This window comes from Xenorhabdus littoralis (assembly GCF_033949345.1).
GTDB lineage: Bacteria > Pseudomonadota > Gammaproteobacteria > Enterobacterales > Enterobacteriaceae > Xenorhabdus > Xenorhabdus littoralis.
This window is the reverse complement of the sequence record NZ_VCDP01000025.1, coordinates 76,144-100,931: the sequence shown is the minus strand read 5'-3', so window position 1 is coordinate 100,931 and position 24,788 is coordinate 76,144. Positions and strand designations below refer to the sequence as shown.

At 39.1% G+C, this 24,788-nt stretch carries 22 protein-coding genes and 1 pseudogene; 13 read left to right on the top strand and 10 right to left on the bottom strand.

The window, feature by feature from the left end; translation table 11 throughout:
* Positions 1 to 68: 68 nt before the first annotated feature.
* The 3 genes from FE394_RS07530 to mak form a co-directional block, all read right to left on the bottom strand.
* Positions 69 to 2,027 (bottom strand): bifunctional 2',3'-cyclic-nucleotide 2'-phosphodiesterase/3'-nucleotidase, encoded by a 1,959-nt coding sequence (locus tag FE394_RS07530; RefSeq protein ID WP_319925781.1) that lies wholly within the window; start codon positions 2,025 to 2,027, stop codon positions 69 to 71.
* Between the two features lie 107 nt (positions 2,028 to 2,134).
* Positions 2,135 to 3,322: a porin gene (locus FE394_RS07525; protein WP_319925780.1), complete on the bottom strand. Its 1,188-nt coding sequence runs from the start codon at positions 3,320 to 3,322 to the stop codon at positions 2,135 to 2,137.
* A gap of 903 nt (positions 3,323 to 4,225) precedes the next feature.
* Positions 4,226 to 5,134 carry a fructokinase gene (mak, locus tag FE394_RS07520; RefSeq protein ID WP_319925779.1) on the bottom strand — a complete coding sequence of 303 codons (909 nt, stop codon included), beginning with the start codon at positions 5,132 to 5,134 and terminating at the stop codon, positions 4,226 to 4,228.
* A 199-nt stretch (positions 5,135 to 5,333) separates the two neighbouring features.
* Here mak and rdgC point away from each other — a divergent pair, with 199 nt between their 5' ends.
* On the top strand, positions 5,334 to 6,245 hold the full coding sequence (rdgC, locus tag FE394_RS07515) for a recombination-associated protein RdgC (protein ID WP_319925778.1): 912 nt from the start codon (positions 5,334 to 5,336) through the stop codon (positions 6,243 to 6,245).
* 110 nt (positions 6,246 to 6,355) lie between these two features.
* Here the strand turns inward: rdgC and FE394_RS07510 are convergent, their stop codons facing one another.
* Complete coding sequence (locus FE394_RS07510; protein WP_319925777.1) at positions 6,356 to 7,507, bottom strand: porin; 1,152 nt, start codon at positions 7,505 to 7,507, stop codon at positions 6,356 to 6,358.
* Positions 7,508 to 8,031: 524 nt separating this feature from the next.
* Here FE394_RS07510 and FE394_RS07505 point away from each other — a divergent pair.
* The 3 genes from FE394_RS07505 to FE394_RS07495 all read left to right on the top strand — a co-directional run bounded on the left by FE394_RS07505 (position 8,032) and on the right by FE394_RS07495 (position 10,099).
* Positions 8,032 to 8,670, top strand: a complete 639-nt coding sequence (locus tag FE394_RS07505; protein WP_319925776.1) for a TetR/AcrR family transcriptional regulator — start codon at positions 8,032 to 8,034, stop codon at positions 8,668 to 8,670.
* A 342-nt stretch (positions 8,671 to 9,012) separates the two neighbouring features.
* Positions 9,013 to 9,699 (top strand): hypothetical protein, encoded by a 687-nt coding sequence (locus FE394_RS07500; RefSeq protein ID WP_319925775.1) that lies wholly within the window; start codon positions 9,013 to 9,015, stop codon positions 9,697 to 9,699.
* A complete protein-coding gene (locus FE394_RS07495) occupies positions 9,677 to 10,099 on the top strand; it encodes a hypothetical protein (RefSeq protein WP_319925774.1) in 423 nt (140 codons plus the stop codon). Before FE394_RS07500 ends, FE394_RS07495 begins: the two co-directional genes overlap by 23 nt.
* Here the strand turns inward: FE394_RS07495 and FE394_RS07490 are convergent.
* From FE394_RS07490 to FE394_RS07475, 4 genes are all read right to left on the bottom strand, one after another.
* A complete protein-coding gene (locus tag FE394_RS07490; RefSeq protein WP_319925773.1) occupies positions 10,096 to 10,575 on the bottom strand; it encodes an Hcp family type VI secretion system effector in 480 nt (159 codons plus the stop codon). The two genes, FE394_RS07495 and FE394_RS07490, sit on opposite strands and share 4 nt — an antisense overlap.
* A 366-nt stretch (positions 10,576 to 10,941) precedes the next feature.
* On the bottom strand, positions 10,942 to 11,994 hold the full coding sequence (locus FE394_RS07485; protein WP_319925772.1) for an alpha-xenorhabdolysin family binary toxin subunit B: 1,053 nt from the start codon (positions 11,992 to 11,994) through the stop codon (positions 10,942 to 10,944).
* A 42-nt stretch (positions 11,995 to 12,036) separates the two neighbouring features.
* Complete coding sequence (locus FE394_RS07480) at positions 12,037 to 13,251, bottom strand: alpha-xenorhabdolysin family binary toxin subunit A (RefSeq protein ID WP_319925771.1); 1,215 nt, start codon at positions 13,249 to 13,251, stop codon at positions 12,037 to 12,039.
* A gap of 432 nt (positions 13,252 to 13,683) precedes the next feature.
* Complete coding sequence (locus tag FE394_RS07475) at positions 13,684 to 15,582, bottom strand: BglG family transcription antiterminator (protein ID WP_319925770.1); 1,899 nt, start codon at positions 15,580 to 15,582, stop codon at positions 13,684 to 13,686.
* Between the two features lie 193 nt (positions 15,583 to 15,775).
* Between FE394_RS07475 and FE394_RS07470 the strand changes: the two genes are divergently transcribed.
* The 6 genes from FE394_RS07470 to FE394_RS07445 all read left to right on the top strand — a co-directional run bounded on the left by FE394_RS07470 (position 15,776) and on the right by FE394_RS07445 (position 20,048).
* Positions 15,776 to 16,090 (top strand): PTS sugar transporter subunit IIB, encoded by a 315-nt coding sequence (locus FE394_RS07470; RefSeq protein ID WP_319925769.1) that lies wholly within the window; start codon positions 15,776 to 15,778, stop codon positions 16,088 to 16,090.
* A gap of 63 nt (positions 16,091 to 16,153) precedes the next feature.
* Positions 16,154 to 17,413, top strand: coding sequence for a PTS transporter subunit EIIC (locus FE394_RS07465; RefSeq protein WP_319925768.1), 1,260 nt, complete (start codon positions 16,154 to 16,156; stop codon positions 17,411 to 17,413).
* An 87-nt stretch (positions 17,414 to 17,500) separates the two neighbouring features.
* Positions 17,501 to 17,845, top strand: a complete 345-nt coding sequence (locus FE394_RS07460; RefSeq protein WP_319925767.1) for a PTS sugar transporter subunit IIA — start codon at positions 17,501 to 17,503, stop codon at positions 17,843 to 17,845.
* 14 nt (positions 17,846 to 17,859) lie between these two features.
* Positions 17,860 to 19,296, top strand: coding sequence for a glycoside hydrolase family 1 protein (locus tag FE394_RS07455; protein WP_319925766.1), 1,437 nt, complete (start codon positions 17,860 to 17,862; stop codon positions 19,294 to 19,296).
* Positions 19,297 to 19,324: 28 nt separating this feature from the next.
* The gene (locus FE394_RS07450) at positions 19,325 to 19,585 is read left to right on the top strand and encodes an HPr family phosphocarrier protein (protein ID WP_319925765.1); all 261 of its coding nucleotides are present in this window, start codon (positions 19,325 to 19,327) and stop codon (positions 19,583 to 19,585) included.
* A gap of 79 nt (positions 19,586 to 19,664) precedes the next feature.
* Positions 19,665 to 20,048, top strand: a complete 384-nt coding sequence (locus tag FE394_RS07445) for a cytidine deaminase family protein (protein ID WP_319925764.1) — start codon at positions 19,665 to 19,667, stop codon at positions 20,046 to 20,048.
* 147 nt (positions 20,049 to 20,195) lie between these two features.
* Here the strand turns inward: FE394_RS07445 and exbD are convergent, their stop codons facing one another.
* Both exbD and exbB read right to left on the bottom strand, forming a co-directional pair.
* Complete coding sequence (gene exbD, locus FE394_RS07440; RefSeq protein ID WP_319925763.1) at positions 20,196 to 20,621, bottom strand: TonB system transport protein ExbD; 426 nt, start codon at positions 20,619 to 20,621, stop codon at positions 20,196 to 20,198.
* Between the two features lie 6 nt (positions 20,622 to 20,627).
* On the bottom strand, positions 20,628 to 21,647 hold the full coding sequence (gene exbB, locus FE394_RS07435) for a tonB-system energizer ExbB (protein WP_319925762.1): 1,020 nt from the start codon (positions 21,645 to 21,647) through the stop codon (positions 20,628 to 20,630).
* A gap of 416 nt (positions 21,648 to 22,063) precedes the next feature.
* On the opposite strand from exbB, the gene metC reads away from it, so the two are divergent.
* The 3 genes and pseudogenes from metC to FE394_RS07420 form a co-directional block, all read left to right on the top strand.
* Positions 22,064 to 23,257: a cystathionine beta-lyase gene (gene metC / locus FE394_RS07430; protein ID WP_319925761.1), complete on the top strand. Its 1,194-nt coding sequence runs from the start codon at positions 22,064 to 22,066 to the stop codon at positions 23,255 to 23,257.
* A gap of 105 nt (positions 23,258 to 23,362) precedes the next feature.
* Positions 23,363 to 24,034: a DedA family protein gene (locus FE394_RS07425; protein ID WP_319925760.1), complete on the top strand. Its 672-nt coding sequence runs from the start codon at positions 23,363 to 23,365 to the stop codon at positions 24,032 to 24,034.
* 300 nt (positions 24,035 to 24,334) lie between these two features.
* Positions 24,335 to 24,769 (top strand): annotated as a pseudogene (locus FE394_RS07420) (dehydroquinate synthase/iron-containing alcohol dehydrogenase family protein); the annotation flags it as partial.
* Positions 24,770 to 24,788: the final 19 nt, after the last annotated feature.

Genomic DNA, 24,788 nt, shown 5'->3' with positions numbered 1-24,788 from the left:
TCTATTGGGTGTCAACAATTATCCTGCTCCCCGATAATTCAGGGAGCAGGCATCAGTACAGCGAAGTTTTATTTATTTTTTTCTGTCAGATCAATCTGATAGATAGCAAAACCGATATCATCATTTTTCAGATATTTCACCGGATATTGCGCGTACTCTTTGATGAATTTCGCCGCTTTTTCAGATGGTGAAGTTTCAAAGCGCACATCCAGTTGTTTATCTGTCTTGATTGGCAGGAATGACCAGTTGTTTTCAGCCTGTGTTGATACCACACCCTTCTCTTTAGTGACTCTGGAAATGTAAGAGGCCAGAATGGTGCGGTTTTCATCTGGTGAAGCAAACGCAATATGATCATCGCCTGTTCCTGCAAATTTGCCGCCATAACCACGATAGTTATTGGTAGCAATCAGGAAAGTTGCTTTCGGATCAATCGGCTTGCCCTGATAGGTCACGTCTTTGATACGATTCGCGCCCTTATGGATAAGCTGACAATCAGTGTCATATTTAGCGGGCTGGGTCAGATCGACTTTATAGTTTACACCCGTGATAGTGTCAAAATTGTAAGTACGGAATCCATCCCAATTCAGCAATTCTTGTGGCTGGGTCGAGTTTGGATCGATCTGGTTAAACATGCCCGCAGAGCATTCCAGCCATTCAACGACATCCGCCCCCGTTGCTTTCACGACTACCAGCGTATTTGGATAGAGATACAGATCAGCCGCGTTACGGAAAGTCAGATCACCTTTTTCCACTTCCACAAAGTCAGCCGGCGCATTTTTACGTCCGCCCGCTTTGAAAGGGGCCGCCGCCGCCAGAACAGGAATCCCCTCCAGATTCGGATCGCCCTGAATGAAGCGCTTGGTGTAATCCGCCTGCGCATCATTGACGATCTGCACGGTTGGATCGCTTTGGATCAGGGCCAGATAGCTGTACATGTTGGCAGAGGCTTTGCCAATGAATTTACCCACAAAATCACGGGTTCCCTGATGATCTTTTTCGATAATGGAGGCCAGTTTGCTATCACGCTCAACCAGTGATTTTTTATGGACTTTATCGTAGATAGGGCGCGCTTCCGCTTTAGCCGATTCGACTTTCCATTCACCCTTGTCGTTATTAATCACGATATCAACGACGCCAAGATGATCGCCCCACTGTCCCGGCATGACGGCAGGAATACCATTGACTGTGCCATTGGCCACATCAACGCCCTTGACCCCTGCGTACTCTTTGCTCGGGAACACACCATGAGCATGACCAAACATGATGGCATTAATGCCCGGAACTTCACTCAGATAGTAAACCGAGTTTTCTGCCATCGCTTTATACGGATCTTGAGAAAAACCAGAGTGCGGAATGGCAATAATCAGATCAGCACCCGCTTTTTTCATCTGGGGAACGAATTTTTTTGCCGTTTCCGTAATGTCATTAACAACGACTTTGCCATCCAGATTTGCTTTGTCCCAAATACTGATTTGTGGCGGAACAAAACCGATATAACCAATCTTGATGGTGTGTTCTTTACCATCCCGGTCTTTTACCGGGGTATCAACGATAATATACGGAGTGAAATAGTTTTTGCCGGTTTTGGCATCAATGATATTGGCGTTGATATAGGGGAATTTAGCACCGGCGATAGCCTGTTTCAGGTAATCCAGTCCAAAGTTGAATTCATGGTTACCAAAGTTGCCTACGGTATAACCCATGGTGTTCATCAATTGGTGGGCAGGATGAACATCACCTTTTTTCAGTCCCTTTGCTGCCATATAATCCGCAAGCGGGCTGCCTTGAATCAAGTCACCATTGTCAACCAAAATCGCATTGGCCACTTCCGCTTTGGTTGCCTTAATTAAGTTCGCGGTACGAACCAAACCAAATTGCTCAGTGGATTTATCTTTAAAGTAATCGAAATCAATCAAATTGCTGTGGATATCCGATGTTTCCATCACACGTAAATCAACAGTCGCCGCGTTCACATTGAATGCCACCAGCATTGCCAATGTTGACACTTTCAACGCATTCTTCACCATGCTATTCCCCTTGATATACCCGTTATCTTTCAAGTTGCAACTCAAAATCTACTGGGTTATAGAACAATTATGGGAGAGCCGGATCAGACTCCCCCGATGAATTTTTCTTAAAAAGACAAACGTGCTCCTGTTCCCAGAATGGTTTGTTTTTTATCTTTATAAGCCGGATTATCGCTACGGGCGTCATCATATGCCGTTTCAACAAACAGGATCAGCGTATTGTACTTAGAAACCGCAAAACGTTTATCTAAACCAACCGTGTAAGTTTGTTTTTTATAGTTAAATGTATTGGCATCCCCATCACGCAGGTAATATCCCGCATATATGCCGCTGCCCACCTTGTCCCAATGCCATTTTCCACCCAAGCCATACAAGTTTGCTTTCCAGTCACCTTTGACCGATTTGCCCTGCAACCTGTCACCACTGCCTTCCCTGTACACTAATCCTGAATTTTTTGAGCGGGCTATCCCATAATCCAAAACAATGGAAAATTCATTGCCGGGGAAATAATATTCCATACCAATAGCCATCAGGCTATCTTGTGGAGAAGCCAGTCCAGCATCTACAACACTTTTTTCTTTATTTCCATCTTCTATCGTGATCGGTTTTTTCTTCTCTCCCGTCGCCTGGGAATAACCCGCATTCACTTCCAGACCAAAGTCCGATTTATAAAAGCCGACAACTGAGTAAGCGTTGCGAATATCACCATGATTGCGTTCGTTATCAGAACCGGATTTGCCGCTGTAAGTTGCCGCAAGTTTGAAGCCTTGATAGCTATTGGTCTGGACGAAAATAGTCTGAGGCAAACGGGTAAGGAAGTTGTTTTTACCAACACCTTTGCTGTCATAACCTGTTGCACGTCCCAGCACATCACTGAAATAAAATACGCCTGTATTGCCATAGCCGTAACTGGATTTTTTCACCCAGTCGATAGGGATATAAGTGCGGCCTACCCGTACTTCGCCAATATCACGATGAGAAGCTCCGATATAACCGACCCGGTTATACATCTCAAAATTCGTTGTGTTATTTTCGCTGTTGGTTTTTTGAGTGTCAGAACCCCATTCCATTTTGCCGAAGACTTTAACGTCTTGAGTCAGTACATAACTGGCTCCGACACCAATACGGCTGCCATCATCTTTAATCCGAATATCACGATCATCGCTGCTCACCGTCGTTTTCATACGAAACTGACCCGTCAGATCCACCTTGCCACCATTGTCGTTGTATACTGTAATCGCATTGGCACTGCCAGACATTACCAATAATCCAATTAAAGCAGCCAACGGCTTCATGCTTCTCACCATAATAAGTACACCATCAAATATTAAATTTAATAATTTGATTTTCTTTCAGGCAAAATATCTCTATATCGCAGATTTGTCTGAAATATATTCAGGACAATAGATATCCGTCACGATTTTTCGCCAAAAGAAAATCGCTCAAAAAAATGACAAATTTTGAATGTTATTTAAAATTATCTTTTTCTATTACAGCTTCCCGTTGAGAATGTTATCAACATCAATATGGAGTAAGTAATCAAAATTATATTTAACAATATTTTGTTTTATTTTAAGAAAAAAAAGCACCTGAAAGATTAAATTTAATCCTTCTGTTACCCTAAACTCAGTCTATTGCATACAATGATAATAATAACCTAAAAAAATCTTATTTTTCGTGAAGAAACCCACATTAACATAAATATATAGATGAATTATTGCAGGTTTGCGTGATAAGAATCACGAAATTTCGCTCCTTAGTATTATTATCATGCAAATTCGTCAGCGGATACACCCAAAAAAATTATTTTCCATGCTATTAAAAATAATTTAATTTTATCCGTTATTTTTCACACCTACTTTTATTTAATTCATAATTTGTATTTTTTATAGCCGAAAGAATTAATAAAATTAAAGTCAGATACAATATTTTATTCATCAACAAATAAATATACCTTTCATTATCTATAATGCATCCATCATAAATATAACGAATCAATTGAATTATTATTTTCATCATTACGCGTAACATGGAAAGCAGATTAACGGATAAGGTTGGGAATTTAACTTAAGTCAGACTAAATAGCATTTACTTATCATGATTATTCATCTTTCAAGTTGCGGCTTTATTGGTAATGTTTAATCACCATTATTATCCGCAACCTGTAATCTATTGGAAAAAACAACAGGAATTTTGTGTTATTGCTGAGGCCACAACCAGGCTGCTCCACGCACACCACTGGAATCACCATGTACGGCTTTTCTAATCGGCGTGACACACTCTCCACCAAAAACCCACTCTTTAACTAAATCCGGCAAAGTTTGATAGAGGCGTTCAACATTACTCATTCCGCCGCCCAGTACAATCACATCCGGATCAAGAAAATTAATCACTTGTGCCAACGCCCGTGCCAGACGTTTTTCATAACGTTGCATTGCTAATTCAGCAAGCTTATCTCCTTGTGTCAAAGCTTCCATGATTTCATGACCTTTTTTCTTCACTCCGCTCAAGCGGAAGTAATCGGTCATAAATCCCGTACCAGACACAAATATTTCAGTACATCCCGGCTTACCGCAGAAACAGCGAACATCAGACTGATACGCCAAATCTTCTTGATCCATCCACGGTAACGGGTTATGCCCCCATTCTCCTGCCAGCCCATTACCACCGGCGTGAACTCTGGCATTAAATGAAATCCCGGAACCACATCCCGTCCCGATAATCACCGCAAATACCATCGGCATCCCTGCTCCTGCCCCATCAGTCGCTTCTGATACAGCCAGACAATTTGCATCGTTGGCGATACGCACTTCACGTCCCAACAAAGCGGCAATATCCTTATCCAATATTTGACCATTCATCCAAACAGAATTGGCATTTTTCACTTTTCCGGTAAAAGGTGAAATAGCACCGGGGATTCCAATTCCCACTGTTCCTTGCTGTCCGGTTGCCTGCTCCGCATCCGCAATCAGGCCGACAATAGCTGCCAATGTTTTCTGGTAGTCATTACGGGGAGTGTCTACACGTTTGCGAAATCGCTCTTCACCCTGATCGTCTAATGCAATCACTTCAATCTTAGTCCCGCCGAGATCAATTCCTATGCGCATAGCTTACCTTTCTATTTATTGCGTTATTGCGATTTATTGCGATGACTTATTACGATGACGTTTTTTTATTATATAAAAAGAAGGGAGGAATTATATGAAACTGATGAAGTTCTAGGGCTTCGTCACATGATTCGTTATTATGCCCCCTTATGTTTTAAGATGACCTTTGTCACCATGCGCAACAATATGGGGTAACTGCATGTTATGGTTCAAAAATTTAATGATTTACCGTTTAAACCGAGAGATCTCTCTTTCTGCGGATGAACTGGAAAAACAATTAAGCCCATTGGCATTCACCCCGTGCGGCAGTCAGGATATGATGAAAACCGGCTGGGTTTCCCCGATGGGTTCTCACAGCGAAGCATTGACCCATGCTTCTGGCAATCAGATCCTGATCTGCGCGCGCAAGGAAGAAAAAATGCTGCCTTCTCCTGTTATTAAGCAGGAATTGCAATCCAAAATAGCTCGTTTAGAAGGTGAACAGCACCGTAAGCTGAAAAAAACAGAAAAAGATTCTCTGAAAGATGAAGTAATCCATACGCTGCTACCAAGGGCATTCAGCCGTTTCAGTCAGACATATATTTGGATCGATACCGTCAACAACCTGATCATCGTTGATGCTGCCAGCGCAAAACGCGCCGAAGACAATCTGGCACTGCTGAGAAAAACGCTGGGATCATTGCCAGTCGTTCCTCTGACATTTACCGATCCAATCGAGCTGACTTTAACGAAATGGGTACGTTCAGGAAATCTGCCAGCAGGTTATGCCCTGATGGATGAAGCCGAACTGAAAGCAGTTCTGGAAGAAGGCGGCGTGATCCGCTGTAAGAAGCAGGAGTTGGTATCAGACGAAATTGCGACACACATTGAGTCCGGCAAATACGTCACCAAATTGGCATTAGATTGGGAAGAACGCATCCAGTTTATGCTGTCCGACGATGGCTCCCTCAAACGCATCAAATTCAGCGAAACCCTGCGGGATCAAAACGATGATATCGATCGTGAAGATGTCGCCCAACGATTCGATGCCGATTTTATCTTAATGACAGGTGAATTAAGTGCGTTGATCAAAAACAGTATTGAAGCTCTGGGCGGAGAAGCAGAAAGGTAACAGGTAACAGCAAAAAGATAACAGAAAAAGAACTGCCTCATCCATTGAGGCAGTTCAACAAAACAGTACATACTGTTTTCAGTCCATTCCCAGCTAAATCACCATCTCAATTAGAAACGGTAAACTAAACCAACCCCAAAGACGTCATCAGTGATGATCTTAGCGTTTCTGGTGAAATCATTATCTTTCAGCAAATTGAATTGATACTCAGCATAAGTGCCCATATTTTTGTTGAAATCATAAAAAGCACCGACGGAAACATACTTCACCAAATCTTCAGAACCATTGGTTGTCAGTATGCTCTTATCAGCCAGATCTTTACCCAGATCTTTACCTTTGGAATAAACAAAACCAATGGATGGACGCAGACCAAAATCAAACAGGTACTGAGCAGTTAACTCAATATTTTGGGTCTTGTTGGCAAACATGGTGTAATTGTTTACAGAGCTACCAAATCTGGTTAAGTTATGGGATTCACCATACATGGCAGCCAGATAAACGTTATTTTTGTCATACTTGACACCCATGAGCCATGCTTCAGCTTTATTCCCTTTGGCAAGCACGTTAGCATCTGCTGTACCTACTTTTTGTGCTGAAGTACGATTAGAGTTACCGTATGACGCGGCGATATTGAAACCATTGCCAAAATCATAGGTACTGGAAAGGCCAAAACCATCTCCATTCTGTCTTGCAACATCACTACGACTATTTTTAGTATCGCCGTCATTTTTAGCTTGATACTGCAAGGCAAAATTAAGGCCATTCACCAATCCGAAAAAATCGGTATTACGGTATGTTAATAACCCTGTCGAACGTCCCATCATGAAGTTATCAGTCGCTGCTATGGAATCGCCGCCAAAGACCGGCAAATTATCCGTCCATGAGTTGGCATCATAGGCCACACCCATATTACGACCATAATCAAGTGAACCGTATTCACCAAATTTCAGGCCCGCGAACGCATAACGTGTTCTGGTATTTTTACCGCTATCTACCTCAATGCCATTGGCTCCCATATTGAATTCCCAGCGGCCGTAACCGATCAGCTTGTCCGTAATTTGGGTTGAACCTTTAATACCTATACGACCGACAGAACTATCGCCAGCTTGTTTACTTTTGCCTTTGGCAAAGGTTCTTTGAACATCCGCTTTTCCATATAAATCAATTTTATTACCATCCTTATTATAAATCTCAGCAGCATTTACTGCCCCAGTCATGAAAAGTACCGGAAGTGCCATTGCTATTGCGTTGCGTTTTATCATTATCATGATCCTCATTGGTCTTGTTATTATTCGCCACAGCCAAGAAATTCAGATTCCAAGAAACATTTTTCTGGAATAAATAATCAGGTGAGCAGAATGTTTTTTTACATGAGCCCGTTACTTAATTGTTAAATTTGTAACAAGCAATAACGATACTAAGATTTAATGCAACCTTTTGCTAACAATAATTAGCAGAAAATGCGATCCTGTGAAGAAAATCACATTATGCCTACTAACTCGATAACCATATAGAATTAAATATGGCAATAAGTTATTTAAAACAGTTAGTTATAGATATTATATAAAATAATAAAAATGAACGACATCATGACGGGACTGATTTTTTAACTTAAATTATAAGGAATTACACAATAATAACTTATTAATATAATTGACAATCCCTTTTAAATTCTGTATTTGGTGAAGCGTGATTTAGTTCTTCCATTTAAATTCTTCAGTCATATTCTTCTTAAATGGAGTCACGCCAATACAGTACAGATATTAACAACTGATAAGGTGCTAAAATGGCAGAAAATCATCCCCGTCCACGAGGCCGCCCTTCCATTCCAGAAACAGAAATGCGCCGAAGAATTCACGACGTTACTTTTTTACTTCTTATTAATCAAGGTTATAACAAAACAACAATGGATGCTGTTGCCCAAAAAGCTGGTATTGCAAAAAAAACACTCTACCGTTTTGTTAAAAACCGAGAAGAACTGATAGAACAAATTGTTACACAATGGGCTGACAATTTTATACCGGCTTTTAAAAAAGAGGCGAATAATTCACAGCAAGTTATAAAATTATTGAAAATATATTTATATGAAATAGCAGAAAAATCATTATCTCCTGATGCTGTAGGTTTATTTAAATTATTACAATCCGATTTCCCTTATCGAGAAATTCTGCTGGGTAAATATCAACAAAGTGGTATCGAAAGAAGCCGAAATATTCTGGCTAATTGGCTTGAGTATCAATATAAGCAAGGATTACTGAAAAAAATGGATTTTTATATAATCAGTGAATTGGTCATTTCGATGGTTATTGCAGAGCCACTTAGACAAATGTCGCTGGGTCTTCTCAAGCCATTACCAGAAACGGATATCAAGCCCCGTATTGCCGCAGCAGCCACATTGCTTGAACGTGGTATTATAAAACAATAAGCAATATATACCGGCGCTGAGAAGACAATCAAATCAGCGCCTTTTCTAAGAGCCTATCCCAATAGATATTTTATAGTATAGTTAATTCAGTCTTTCAACAGTCAAAATACAATTTCACTTTTTAAATCAGTCGTATTGTCATATTGAGTTAGTAAAAATCTTACGCGCTGTGAAACGAAAATTTACGCTTATGAAATAAAGTATGATAAGCAGAAGATAGGGTTTTATCACCTAAATAGATGGACTTTACGAATAGGGTGGATAATCATATTCTACAGGAAGCTATAATTTAACTGGTAGAACAGAACAGTACGTAAGCCGAATTAAGTTACAGGAGTTATAATGACAAAACGAGCTGACATTCAAAATGGAAGATTGGTTTATACAGAGAAACTAGGATGGTTAGACCTAGGACATGCTAACGGTGATGATGCCAGAAAATTAATGCTTTCTCTTTATTTGGGAGATAATACCACTAAGGAATCGTATTTTATTGTTAGATACGTCCAATATATGGGGAGAGGGCGTAAGTATGGGACATCTATAAAAACAAGATGGATAGTTAGGAAAGGTTTATCTTTGCATGATATGAAGAGAGTTGCTCTTACTATTATGATGTATACAACCCATTCATTTGAATCGTACCAAGATTCCTTTCCTTTTACTTTGTTTTCGGATAGTGGTTATAGCGGTGAGGATTTAATTTCTAATTTATTTGGTTTTTATCAGGCCATTAATGATATTAATTATTTGCCTCAAGCGGGGGTTTTAAGTAAGGAAGAAGCATTTAAACGGTGGGATTACTATGGGCCTATAGGGAAATATAAAAATAAAACTTTTAGACCACTCTTATTTCCTGACCCTGAAAAACACCCAAACAATGCAAGACCTTATCATACTTCACTTCCTGGTTTTTTAAACACTATAACGCCTATAAGTGACATAAAAACCAGACAAGATGTAATACTTATTGAAGATGCAAGCTGGATTAATATAGGTAAAGAATATGCTGGGATTTCGGTTGAATAACTTTATACGTATATGTATCGTCATATCTGTTTTAATTGTCTGTGTTCTTTTTTTTATTGCTTCATTAGCAAATGTCAATCTGTCATATACAAAAAGAAATTTCATCTATTATCATGCGCTTACCTTTGATGAAATTAAAGGTATACCATTAATTTCAGATGATTACATCATATATTATGACTCTCCTGATGGTTCACAGACAATGACTAACGAAATTGTTTTTTCAAATGTAAACTTAAGTCGTAAAAAAGAGTTAATAGAGTATGTTGAAAGTATGGGCTTTAAAAAATATTTTGATAAATATTGGAACGAAGAGCGCTGGGGAAAAGATAATGTGCGAATAAGTATAAAACAAAATGATACCAAACGTATCATTTTGTTTTTGGTTGAGATAAATTAAAATACATTATCTTCTCTTATACTGTAACCTGACGTTCCTGCAGTATGGTGCGTCCAAGTTATGCTATCATATGAAATAGTTATACTTTCATATGGTTGCATATCATTATGATTTAGTGAATTGGGATAGTGTACAGATATATTTTTTATGGTTGCGTTTGTTAATTTTATAGAATAAAACTTTTCTAGTCCACCTGACGAACTGTTCCTGTATATATCAATTTCACAATGTAAGTTTTCATTATCTGATATAGCCACTCCTAATAGCGGGGATGACTTATCAATTGGTTTTGTTATTGTTATTGGATGATGATTTACATTTTGATCTCTACTTACATCATGATCTACAGAATAAACTAATATCTTATCTTTATGCTCCTCTTGATATTTATTACCTATTGAATCATATGTTGAGCATCCTGCGGATATGAGACCTTGTTTTTTACCATTTACAGTTATATAAATAATATTAGCCATTATTTTTATCCTGAATATATTGTTGGGGAAACAAAAAATACAAAATAACTTATTGTTTTGTCAATAATGTTTTTTAATTTAATATAATTATATATGGCGAATCCGACTAATAATTCGAATTTTTCAGAAAGGTGGTCAGTTGCTATAATTGGCATCTTTCCATCGCGTAATCACTTAAGCGAAGCCCATCAACTGTTAGTCAAAATACATGATGGGTTTCGGATGAAATATTAATATAATACTAATGTAGTACTAATGTAGTACTAAGCTGGGCAGATGTGTTCCCAGCTTTACTATCAAAAATTATATATTCAATATTTTTCAATATACAGCCAACAATACAGCGACTTAAAAGATAACAATATGTTATTTCAGCTCATTGTATTGCAATGCTAAATTATCCAGAAAATCTAACTGTCCATTTATCAGGCTGGTTAAACCTTTCTGGTTAACTTCGTTGCCGGATAATTGGTATAATTGACTGGCGAATGAACCCCACGCCTGTTCCAGTTTGACTGCCTCTGACAGCATAATGGTACGTTCTGAGTCGATTTGCACCACATCTTTTAAGCCAGAAAACCGCAGCTCCGTTTCCCGCAATTTGTTTTTTATCAAATCAGTCTCATTGATTACCTGATCAATTTCATCGCTCAGTTTCATTCTGGCATCAGCTAAATCAATATATTTCAATCCTTCAGAAATTTTGTCCAATATTTTTCTGGCTATCTCAGCACATTGCTTAATAGCCTGTTTGATCGCTTCTTTCTTAGGTTGAGTTAAATCTAAACTATCAATATCACTGGCGCTAGGAATAAAATCCTTAAACATATCTGCAATATTATTTGCGCGAATAACATCCTGACTTTCGATGATCTTATCCCGATCGGCAACAAGTTTATTTCTCTTTTCTGTTTTCTGTTCGATATCACTTTGCAATTCAGTTTTCTGCGATTCAATTTGCGTCAGAAGATCTTGTAAACGCTCTGCAATCACCATCTTTCTGATATCACTAATTTTTCCGCTCACCTGACTGGTTCTGCTACTGAAATTAATAATCACCTGATCAATATCTTTTGATAATTTCTGGATCAGTTGATCACGCTCTTCCAGAAAAGCATTGCGATCATCTTCATCCAAAGTAGGATCAGCCAAACCCTCATCAATTTGCAGAATCGTTTTGAAGATATCTCCCGCAGCAAATTGGCTGAGTATTGGTTTTAATTGTGAGACAGAATCACGTACCAATTCATTGAGCTCACGGCTATAGAGTCTGACTCTTTCTACTTTTTCCCCGATAATTGCAATGCCGGATGTTTGTCGTTCAACCAAAATCCAAATAGTGTTTACTGCCTGATTCAGCGATTTTATATTAACTTCCGGATACAGAGTTTCTATTTTTGAGATGATATTCCCAGACATTTTAATATCCTTTTTTATCTTATAAATTATTTTAAAATTTAATTAGCTATAGAGTTTTCTATATTCAGCCAGTGCTTCATCAAAAGTTTTAACTAATTGGGCGGCAGAGCCTTGAACATCTTTCCAGGGACTAATAACTTGCCTAAATGTTGCCACGAAAGAGGTCAATTTTAATGCATCATTAATTTCGGCAAATTTATCTTTAGAAGTGGTAATTTGCGTTAGCATAGTACTCCACATGAAATCCAAGTGGCTGAGGGCAACTTCCGCATCCAGCATAGAAGTATGGATACCATAAAAATTTAAGGACAGATTTTGAATCGCAGTCTGCAATGCACTTTTATCTTTAACCTGAGCTTGCAATTCTTTCACTTCATCAATCAGGTTATTTTTCTGTTTACGTGCTTTTTCTGCTTTGTCACCAAAAATACCGCCGGTAATCGCCCAGCCGATAATTCCACCGGCCATACCCGAAAATGCCAGTCCGACGTATTTATCGTAATCTTTTTTGAGTTGCTCAATCTCTTCATTTTTCTTATCAATTTTGTCTTGCAAATCGTTGATGGTGCGAGAAAGATTATTCTCATCCATCAGTTTTTTCTTACTATTAACTTGTGGCTGCAATCCCTGAGCAATCTTGCCATCCGATAATTCACCACCAATCAATTTCAGCTTAAAGTCAGATACCGCAGTTCTTACCTGTAAAGTATTCTCCTGCTGTTTTTTAATATCGCTCTTCATGCTTTCGATAATGTTTCCCAACTCGACCGCTATCTCTTTATCATCATTGGTATAAGTTATTTGAGCCAGTTGTTTATCTGTCAATTCACCTAATTTTGTCTTTACACGTTCAATAATCGGCATTTGATCAATGACACTGATTATTTCATTTCCCGTTAAATTAATTTGCCTTCCGGCATTTTCCAGATCAATACTCTGCTGTTGAACCTTACTTTCCACACCACTCCAACTGAGTGCATGGTCATGAACATCTTTAAATAAGGTAGTAATATTTTCGGGTTTTAAACCCTCAATATCAATATCCTTGTAACCAATATATCCTTTTACGCCTTCCAAAGTAGAAGGAAGCTCTAAGCTATGTTTAACATATAATTTGATATTAATGAGGTCATCTTTAGTAAAGATCCCACCCGGACGAGCAGCGCCTTCAACTTGACTGGTTAATATCTTTAAGGTCACAGCGGGAACTTCTGATACAGGTATATTGTTTTCTGTCAAAGATTGATTTGATGACATATTGTTCTCCATTAATGTTGATGTCTTAGTTTTAAAACAATATAACTTTGCCTTTTCCCTTCTGAAAACACTTTTATTTTAATACGCTGCAAATACTAATAATTACGTTATTTTTATATAAGAGGAAAATATTTTATCCATAAAAACATTTATAATTAATTATATTATTTATTTTGATTTTATTATCAGAGCATATTGACACAAGTAAAATTAAACCAACTTATTATTAGTTAGTTTATCAGGAGAGATATCTGGATTGAGTTTGAGTATTAATATTTATTAGATACCCATTAAACAGAGCCTAATGAGATAGGCTCTAACAATGTCTACTATACTATGATTTCACTATGTTTCTGGGAATTGATGCCCTTGCCGCCTCACCAAAACTTAAAATCCACTGAGGCTATAATCACTGCTATCTGAGGGATTGGGCTAATAATATTTGCATTCAATCAGTACATCACGAAACTTATCAAAATTAGTTATTTTATCCAACATACTAATAAAATTATCGTGGTTGAAAACATTTAATAATGCATCATAGCTCTCCGCAAAACACGTTCTGTCTATCCGATTTATTGCGATTAAAAATACGACGTGGACACGTTCATCTTTTCCCCAGCGTATACCTTTTGGGCTGATAGCGACAGCAATACAGGTTTTCACTGCATCCATCCGTACCGAATGCGGTAACGCCAAAGCACCGAATGCCGTCGATGATGCACTCTCACGCTCATGCACATAGTTGATAAAATCAGACTCAATATACCCCTTAGCAAACATTTTCTGGCAAAGTAGTTCAATCACGTCATCTCTGTTACGAAACTCAGGATTAAATAGAAAAAGCTCCGGTTCAAAGAATAAATCAAAATTTAGTTTCAACGTTTCCCGTTTTCTATTTGCGTTAGCCAAATCAATTTGGTTGATCAATTCAGAATATTTATCCCGCAAGTGAAAAGGAGAAATATAAACCGTTTCATAATATCGTTCTGGAGAGAATTTGATTGTTGTAATCAATAAATCGAATATCATGCTCTTCAATTCAGAAGGCTGGGATATGACCTTAATGATATTGATTTCATTACCAAAATCACGTAATAACTCGTGATGGATCTTATTTTCAATTCCACGATAACCGGGACATAAAAGCACCGCCCGGACTTTACTGTCATTCCTTTTTTGTCGTTCAAACTCAGCACCAACATGCAATGCAATAAACGAAATTTCATCTTCATTCAATTTTTTGTGAAAAAACTTATTCAATTTCAAAGAAATAAAGATGGCAATATCAAAAATAATCCGACATTCATTTTTAATCGTCTCCAACATTGGATTTTTAGTATAGATATTATGTGCCAATCTTTTTTGTAATCCCAATAGATGCAAGGCCAGAAAAGAGATAAAATCATCGGAAGTTAAATTTATTACATAATGTTCTTTCACGGACTCTGCAATACGCCGAGTAAATTGATAAAGTTCAGTTCCGACTACATCAATGAATTCACGATCTACTTGATTAAAATTCGCATTGGTTTTCAGGAAGAGATAGCAAGAATTTCTTTCATTTTCAGGAATAATCATTCCCAAACTATGCTCAACCTTGTGACATAGCTCATCTGAAATCGATTTCAGATCATTATTTTTGATATGAAATGTCTGATTTTCCAGATGTCTGCCTTTTTTTAACCGCTCAATCAGTATCATAAAATGTAAAATAAGATTGGTATATGAAAAATCATTAAGATAAAGATCCCATTTACCAAATACATTTTTTATTATTTTTGATATTTCTTTAATCTGTTTTATATCAAATATTTTTTCTAATGATTTTAAATCAATGAAATGATATTCAGATTGTTCAAAAATAGCATAATAAAGCAATTTTCTTAAGTCATGTTCAGAACCCAATATTTCAATGTGACTATTTTTACATAAAAATCTCACATTGAATCTTTGGAATGACGAGTTCATTTTATATATCAATGCCCTTAAGGTAGAATCACTGATGCATAAATCATTGCTGAGATCATAAATATTACTGCTTCTCTTAAATAATAAGATGGTCTTGATAACAAAATTCGCTCTCTCTTGATAGGTTTGAGGATGCATATTTAATTGATCATTTATTTTTTTATCTATGTTACGCGATAAAAAGTATCCTTTACGACTGGAAGTAATAATTTTACTCTCATAAATACTATTAATTTCTATAACATAGTTCTTTATAGACCTGATTGAGACTTTTAAAATCTGAGATAATCTTAACGCTGAAATTGGCGTGTTCTGAGTAAGTAAGTAATCTAATAATTCTTTTTTCTTAGGACTTAGCATAACAATACCCATCAAGTTTAAAATAACTGGTTCATGTTATTCATCATACTTAGATTTAAAAAATTAAAAATTGCCCCCAGTGAGTGCAAATATTTATTTGAATATAACAAAAAAATAACAGAGAGTAATCTCAATATTCAAAAACAAAAAATTACCAATTGAGTAAAAAATAATTAAATAACAAGGTAATCACATGAGAGAAATATTTATTATGTTATGTTGTGGTGCCGGTATTTCCAGTGGAATGCTGGCAACCAGAACCCGGAGTGCAGCGAAAGATCAGTCAATTCCTATCACTGTTGAGGCCAGAAGTGAAAGCGAAGTTGCCGAATATTTTTCCGTTATTGATATTCTCTTTCTTGGACCTCACTATGCTTCCCAACAAAAAGAATTCCAGAGAAATGCGGATCGTTATCATATTCCTGTCGTTGTCGTACCACAAGATATCTACGGCAGGTTGGATGGAGCAGCATTATTGAAATTAGCCATAAATACTTTAAAAAACTAACTTAACCATAAAAATTAACCTCACCAGGGAATTTTCAAGAAAAATAATAAAGAGAGATGCGAAATGAAAGCATTTATGTCGTGGTTAGCTGATTCGTTTGCACCTGCTATGCAAAATTTTACCAGACGGCCGTGGGTTGCGGCTATTTCTGGTGCTATGCAAAAAAACATTCCTTTTATTTTAGCCGGTTCACTTATCTTTTTTTATAATGTATTTCGTTCTTATTTTTCATTCTTGCCTGATCTGGGAAAAATCGCCAATTATTCGTTCGGCATGCTCGGCCTGATTACCGCCTTTATGATTGCCAATCAGATGATGGAGAAACTTCACCATTTTCGGTATACGTTAATCGCCGGACTAACTTCGATTTGTATCTACATGATGTTCATCAAGCCGGAGTTTATTGATGGCAATATGATAGTTAGCTTTGATCGTTTTGGCCCAGCCGGAATTTTATTAGGTATTGTCACAGGTTTATTTGTTTCTTATCTCTTTCATCTATATACAAAAACAGGGTTTCTGAAAGAAAGTTCCCTGCCTGACTTTGTTGTTGGCTGGATACATTCGATTATCCCTATTCTTATTTCAATTGGGGCCGGAACATTATTGGTTTTCACCTTTGATATCGATGTTTTTTCCAGATTGTTGTCATTATTTTCTCCCATAGCCGCATTCGGGCAAACTTTGCCGGGTTTTATCCTTATGGCGCTAATTCCTGCTATAGCAATGTCTATGGGTATTTCTGTCTGGACGTTTACCGGCTTGCAAATGCCGATCTTTATGCTTGGGATCTCTGCCAATATTACTCAGGTTGCTGCCGGACAGCTCCCGACGAATATTGTGACTTACGAAACCATGTACACCGCCGCTTTAATCACGATGGGAGGCACCGGCGCGACACTTGCCCTGAATCTTTTAATGTTGTTTTCAAGATCCAAAGAACTGAAAACAACAGGCTATATCTGCATCGGCCCGTCTTTTTTCAATATCAACGAACCGCTGGTGTTTGGTACGCCAATTGTCCTCAATCCGCTGCTGATGTTGCCAATGTGGATCAACGCAATTACCAGTCCAATTATCGTATGGATCTTCATGCGTTCAGATTGGCTGAATATCCCTGCAAAAATGATCCAGGTTGGTCAGATACCCGCTCCGTTCTCCAGTGTCATCATTACTGAAGACTGGCGAGCCATCATTTGCTATTTGTTACTTATGGCTATTTTCCTCATCACCTGGTATCCCTTCTTTAAAGTCTACGAAAAAAGACGTATTGAGGAAGAAAACAACAATATCCCACGAACAGAATCAAATTCAATCGCTTAATTTAAACGCCTAATTCGATCAATGAGCGCCTATCTCATCAGATATTTATCAATGAGATAATTTATTAACTTCATAAGGTAATTTTAGATGAATCATGAGGAAGATATTTTAATACCTGTTGCTCTGGAGATTATTCTCAATGCTGGTAATGCCAGAGAAAAAAGCGAGGAGGCTATTAAATATGCCCAATCCGGCGATTTTAAAAATGCGCATTTATATCTGGATAAAGCCAGAGAAATGATGTTATCCGCCCATCACGCCCAAACCGAGGTTATTCAAAAAGAGACGAAACCGGAGAGGTTTAATTTAAATCTATTGTTTATTCATGCCCAAGATACATTAATGACTATACGCAGTGAACTTAATCTCAGGAGAGAAATGATTTTTCTATATGAGTTTATTCACAGCCGGGTCATTAATAGAAACAAATAAAGGAACATATCATAATGAGAAATGACAATTTATTCCCTGATGATTTTCTGTGGGGAGCATCAACCAGTGCTTATCAGGTTGAAGGCGCTGCGGAAGAAGATGGAAAAAAGCTATCACAACAAGATATTCTGAATAATAATCCGGGCTTCGCTGATACTCATGTTACCAGCGATCATTATCATCGCTATAAAGAAGATATTGCGTTAATGAAAGAACTTGGATTGAAATCTTATCGTTTCTCCATTGCGTGGTCGCGTATTTTTCCAGAAGGTGCCGGGATAGCCAACGATAAGGGAGTGCAGTTTTACCATAATCTTATCGATGAATTATTGAAAAATGGAATAACGCCTATCCCTACACTTTATCATTATGATATGCCAATGGCGCTGATTGAAAAGTATCAAGGCTGGATCAATCGACAAAGCGTGGCAGATTTTGCCTATTATGCGAAATTTGTGATTAAAGAATATGGTAAGAAAGTCAGATATTGGCTAACCATCAATGAGCAAAGTATTATTGTGCAATTCTGGACGAAAAAATGTTTTATTCCAGAACAGTATCTTCATGATGAACAGATCAAATATCAGATTAATCATCATATGAACCTTGCTCATGCCATTGCCTGTAAGCTGGTTCATCAGTGGGTTCCCAATGGTTTGGTGGGTGCCGCACTGGGGTATTCCGCTATTTATCCGCTTACCAGTAAACCAGAAGATAATTTAGCGGCTCAGAATGCCAATGATCTGCGCAATTATTATTTTACGGACATCTATTTAAAAGGGCACTATAACCAATCCGCATTAATCTACCTTCAAAATCATGGTCTGGCACCGAGTATTGAAGCGGGTGATATGGACTTAATCAAGGAAGGCTATTCTGATTTTCTGGCAATTAATTATTATTGCAGTCATGCCGCAGCAGCAGTACCGAAAAATGTACCACGAAGGATGGACGGATTTAATCCAACCGGTGTTAAAGGGCAGATAGACGGACATGAAATTCAACCGGATTTTTATCAGATCCATAAAAACCCACACCTTGATACGACTGACTGGGATTGGACGATAGATCCTATTGGGTTGGAATATCTCTTACGTGATTTACATACCCGTTATCAGAAACCACTGATGATCACGGAAAATGGTTTTGGTGCCGATGATTATTTAGAGTCAGATAAGGCTATTCATGATGAGTATCGCATTAGCTATATTGAGCAGCACCTAAATGCCATTAAGAGAGCCATGAATTATGGCGTTGAAGTTCTTTCTTATAATCCGTGGAGTTTTATTGATGTGCTTTCCACCAGCAATGGCTACAAGAAAAGATATGGTTTTGTCTATGTCAATCGTACCGATGACGAGATAAAAGACCTCGCCCGTTATAAAAAAGATTCGTTTTATTGGTATCAAAATGTGATTCAGACACGAGGCGGTTCATTAACGAAACCATAATCTTATTTTTTATTGGCAGGTAAAATTGATGATTGAATATTCGATGATTGTTACTGCACCTTCAGGACTACATACAAGACCTTGCGCTCAACTTTGTCATTTTGCCAAAAATTATAGCGGTCAGATTGAAATGGCCAGAGGTGATAAAAGTGCCAACTTGAAAAGTATGTTTAAGTTAATGTCGATGGGAATCAAAAATGGTATGGAAGTCACTATTCGGGTCGAAGGGGAAAATGAAAAGGAGATCGCACAATCAGTCGCCGAACTTATCCGTAATATAAGGGACTGAATGGTATACCTAATGGATTTTAAGATGCAGCGACTCTATATACCCGATGCTCTGCCTTGTTATTAATAAGGAGTATTTTGTGATTTCTTTCGACGAAATGGAGCATATTGCACATCAATTAATATCCCCGACACAACTCAATAAGTACATTAAATATGGTCATGTTGGTGCGGTTATTCTGAGTGAATCCGGCCATATTTATACAGGTATTAACATTGATACAGCCTGTTCTATGGGATTCTGTGCAGAACATGGTGCAATTGCCGAGATGATCAAGCAAGGTGAAACACGGGTAGCCAGAATCATTGCCGTTAATCGGCATGGCAATATTATTCCTCCTTGTGGCCGCTGTCGGGAGTTGATCAGCCAGATAAATCCAGAAAATACTCATGCAGAGGTGAAAGTAACAAAAGAAAAGATTTTACCACTTAGTGTATTACTGCCTTTTGACTGGAAGGATTAACACGACTATTTATATAAGAATCCAAGTTTATATAAGAATCCAAGTTATATAAAAATATCTATTATCAGGATATTAAACTGCCCGATTTAGCCTTTCGGGCAGTTTAGATCCTCAGACACCCATGAGACTTATAGTCTCAGTAGGCGTTTATTGAGCGGCAACAGATTCCATTCCCACCAGACCAACTTTGAGGTATCCCGCTTTACGCAGAGAATCCATCACACTCATCAACGTTTCATAATCCACAGTTTTATCTGCCTGGAAGAAAATCGTGGTGTCTTTGTTGGATTGTGTTGTTTGATCCAATACCGAGGATAAGATATTACGATCAACCAATTCATCACCCACATAGAGCTGATGATCCGCTTTCACGGTCAGGAATACAGGTTTTTCTGGCCGTGGTTGCGGTTTAGCGGTTGATGCTGGCAGATCAACTTTGATATCCACCGTTGCCAATGGCGCTGCTACCATGAAAATAATCAGCAGCACCAACATCACGTCGATAAATGGCGTGACGTTGATTTCATGCAACTCACCGCTATCGTCCAAATCTTCATTAAGACGTATTGCCATAATTTATTACCTTGCTTCTGCTTTTTCTGCTGTGCTGTCAGCCAGATCAAGATCACGCCCCAGCAACAAAATTGCCTGAGCCGCCATATCTCCAACTTGCCCACGGTATGAGGAAATGACACGAGCGAAGACGTTATAAATCACTACCGCAGGGATCGCAGCCACCAGACCCAATGCTGTTGCCAACAATGCTTCTGCGATACCCGGAGCAACAACCGCCAGATTGGTGGTTTGCGAATGGGCGATACCGATGAAGCTGTTCATGATCCCCCAGACTGTCCCGAACAGACCCACAAATGGGGAAATTGCACCAATCGTCGCCAGATAGCCGTTTCCGCGTCCCATATGACGACTGATTCCAGCCACCGCGCGTTCCATACGGAATGAAGTACGCTCTTTGGTGCCAGCCTTGTCCGTGCTTTCAGCAGACAGGGCACGTTCTGACAGTGCTTCGCTCAACAGAGAGCGACTGATACTCTTCTTACCAAAATCAGCAGCAATTTTTGTCGCTGCATCCAGATTGGCTACACCCACTAACGCCAATTGTTCTTTACGTAGGCGGCGGCGAGCTGCGAACAATTCAATGCCTTTGGAGAAAAACAGCGACCATGTGATAACTGAAGCTATTACTAATCCCACCATGACGGTTTTTACTACCACATCCGCATTCTGATACATGCCCCAAACGGACAGATCTGTGGCAAAACCACCGGACGCGTTTTCAGAATCTTCAACAACCATTTCGGTTGTCACGTTTTCTGTGACCACAGTTTCTGCACTATCAGGGGCTGTGGCTTGCGTTTCAGTGGTTGCTGGTGCATCCGTTTTCTGGGCATCAATTGCCTGGGTATCAGTTTTTTGCTCAGACACTTGTGGAGCTGTGGAAGATTCTGGTGTGGCCGGAGCGGCTACCTGAGCAGCAGCCTGATTTTCTGGCGCCGCAGCCGTTGGTGCTGGCACTGTATCAGCCCACGCTGAACTTGTTAATCCGAGTGCCAATAGAATAGAAGCTGTCAAATTACGCATCAGTTAGCCTTACTCTCTTTCTTATAGATTCTGTTACTTAGCAGTGAATCGTGTTTACTCATCTTGCTAATCCTAATATGACCAAAGTCATGCTTCTTGCTTCTTACCTCTTGTTTTCTTACCTCAAAAACGCAAGAGGAAAAAGTCCGCTGCAAATGATATCAGACATTGCGCGATTTGATAGTAATTATCATTACTATTTGATAAAAAAGTGCCAATAAAAAGATGCAGGGTAATTCTGCACTTCCGTTAACATATCCTGTACGGTTATCAACGGCCCATCTTGAATTTTCGTCAAGTTGTTCAAATCCTTTTGGCAAAGCTAACCCAAATCTTTTAACTTTCTAATCATTATTAGAACAAATTTACTTGGACATTAGTCAGTAAGCTAAAAATTACATTGAGGGTGTGGTGCCATGACAGAAAAAAAAGTAGAAACTTTATTAGTCAGTACAGGAAGGCAAAAAAAATATACGCAAGGTTCTGTTAATCCTCTTATTCAACGCACATCATCTATCATTTTCGATACGGTTGAAGATCTGCAACATGCCTTGAAAAATTGTGCCAACGGCGAATTATTTTATGGGCGACGTGGCACATTAACGCATTTCGCCTTTCAGGAAGCGATGACCGAACTTGAAGGCGGGGCAGGCTGTTCACTGTATCCTTCCGGTGCAGCAGCGATCACCCATTCGATTCTCGCCTTTGTGGAAACTGGCGATCATATTCTGCTGGCAGGAGCGGCTTACGAACCAACACAAGATTTTTGCAATAAGTTCCTGAAAAAAATGGGGGTTTCCGCCGATTATTTTGACCCGATGATCGGTGACGGCATTGCTGCTCTGATTCAGCCAAATACCAAAGTTGTCTTTCTCGAATCACCCGGTTCCCTGACAATGGAAGTACAAGATGTACCCGCCATTGTGCGCGCTGTCCGTCAGGTTAATCCTGACATTGTGATTATTATCGATAATACATGGGCGGCGGGCATTCTGTTTAAGGCACTGGAATTTGGTATCGATGTTTCCGTTCAGTCTGCCACGAAATATATCATCGGTCACTCGGATGGAATGCTGGGAACGGCAGTTGCCAATGCGCGCTGTTGGAATCAACTCAGGGAGCGTTCGTATCTGCTGGGACAGATAGCCGATCCTGATACGGTGTATATGGCAAATAGAGGTCTGCGCACACTGTCTGTCCGCTTAAAGCATCATGAAGAAAGCAGTATCAGGATCGCCAAGTGGCTCGCAGAACAACCCGAAGTGGCCGAAGTTTATCATCCGGCTTTACCTTCTTGTCCCGGTCATGATTATTTTCAGCGCGACTTCACTGGCTCTAGCGGGCTGTTTTCGTTTCTCCTGAACACCCGGCTTACTGCCGAACAATTAGCTGATTATCTTGATAATCTTAGCCATTTTAAAATGGCGTTTTCATGGGGAGGATTTGAATCTTTGATTTTGGGTATTCAGCCAGAAATACTCAAACTGATACGTCAATATGATGCAACGCAGAAAACCGGTACTTTGTTCCGGCTCCATATTGGATTGGAAAACCCGCAGGATTTGATTGATGATCTGGCTAACGGCTTTGCGCGCCTTGCGATGCGTTAACCCCAATCAAACCTCCATGTGGGATCAAATCAAATCCCTATCCTCTCATTTTGCGGTACACTCTGGTTGCTAATTAGTTTACTCGCAAAAATCACAGGATAAACAATGGAAACGTTAAGCGAGATCATGTATGCGCTTTGGCATCATGATTTTAACCAACTCGCCAATCCCGATATCATCTGGATTATTTATGGTGTCCTCTTTGCCACCATCGTGCTGGAAAATGGATTATTGCCAGCAGCCTTTTTACCCGGAGATACTCTACTCGTGCTTTCTGGTGCCTTGATTGCCAAAGGTGTCATGAGTTTCATTCCTACGGTACTCCTACTGACTATCGCAGCCAGTCTGGGATCTTGGCTGGGATATTCGCAGGGACGCTGGCTGGGCCACACCCACATTGTCAAAAACTGGCTAGCCCAGCTTCCCCTGCAATACCGCCAACGTGCCAATCTATTATTCGCCAAGCATGGCCTATCTGCCCTGCTTATCGGACGATTTTTAGCATTTGTCCGTACTCTCCTGCCAACATTTGCCGGTATTTCTGGCCTAAATACTAAACGCTTTCAATTTTTTAACTGGTTAAGTGGCTTTTTATGGGTCATTATTGTCGTAGGTTTTGGCTATATCTTGAATCAGATCCCTTTCGTCAAGGCTCATCAAGATTTGGTCATGGATATTTTGGTTATCCTGCCCGTTATTCTGTTAATCAGTGGGCTATCCGCTTCTTTACTGATGTACTGGCGTCACAAGAAAATATCTTCAAAGAAAAGCAAGTGAATAAATATACTTGCCGTTTTAAATAATAAGAGTCCATTCCAACAGACGCCGTTACCACCAATCGTTTGAGCACAGCCAAATGTAATATGCTGAATAACTTCTTCTGAATGGAATGGACTGCCTGATTAATAAATTTTTACATATAATACTCGCTAAAGATTACAGAGATAAAAACTTACATAATTCTGTTAGTAAAAGGTCAGTTATTCTTATGCAAAACTTTACTCTACATACACCGACAAAAATTATTTTTGGTAAAGGACAAATTGCCCGATTGAGTAATGAAATCCCTACCGATATATCATATGGACAGCCACTCAGGCACTGAACGGGATTTTAGGTGCGGGCGTACCTCAGGATTGGGCAACGCATATACTGGGACATCAATTAACAGCCTTTCACGGTTTAGATCATGCCCAGACAATCGCGATTATTTTGCCTAATCTTTTGCAGGAAAAACGCGAGGAGAAACGCGATAAGCTCCTGCAATATGCTGAACGTGTTTGGAATTTCACGGAGCATTCCGAAGAAGAACGGATTAGCAAAGCTATCCACGCCACCCGCCAGTTTTTTGAAAGTCTGGGTGTGAAAACCCGTCTTTCTGACTATCAGCTTGATGGCAGTTCTATTCCCGCCATGATCAAGAAATTAGAACAGCAAGGTTTGGTTGCTATCGGTGAACACCAAAGTATTACGCTTGATATCAGTAAGCGAATTTATGAGGCGTCCATTTGAAATTCCAAACCTGAAGGAG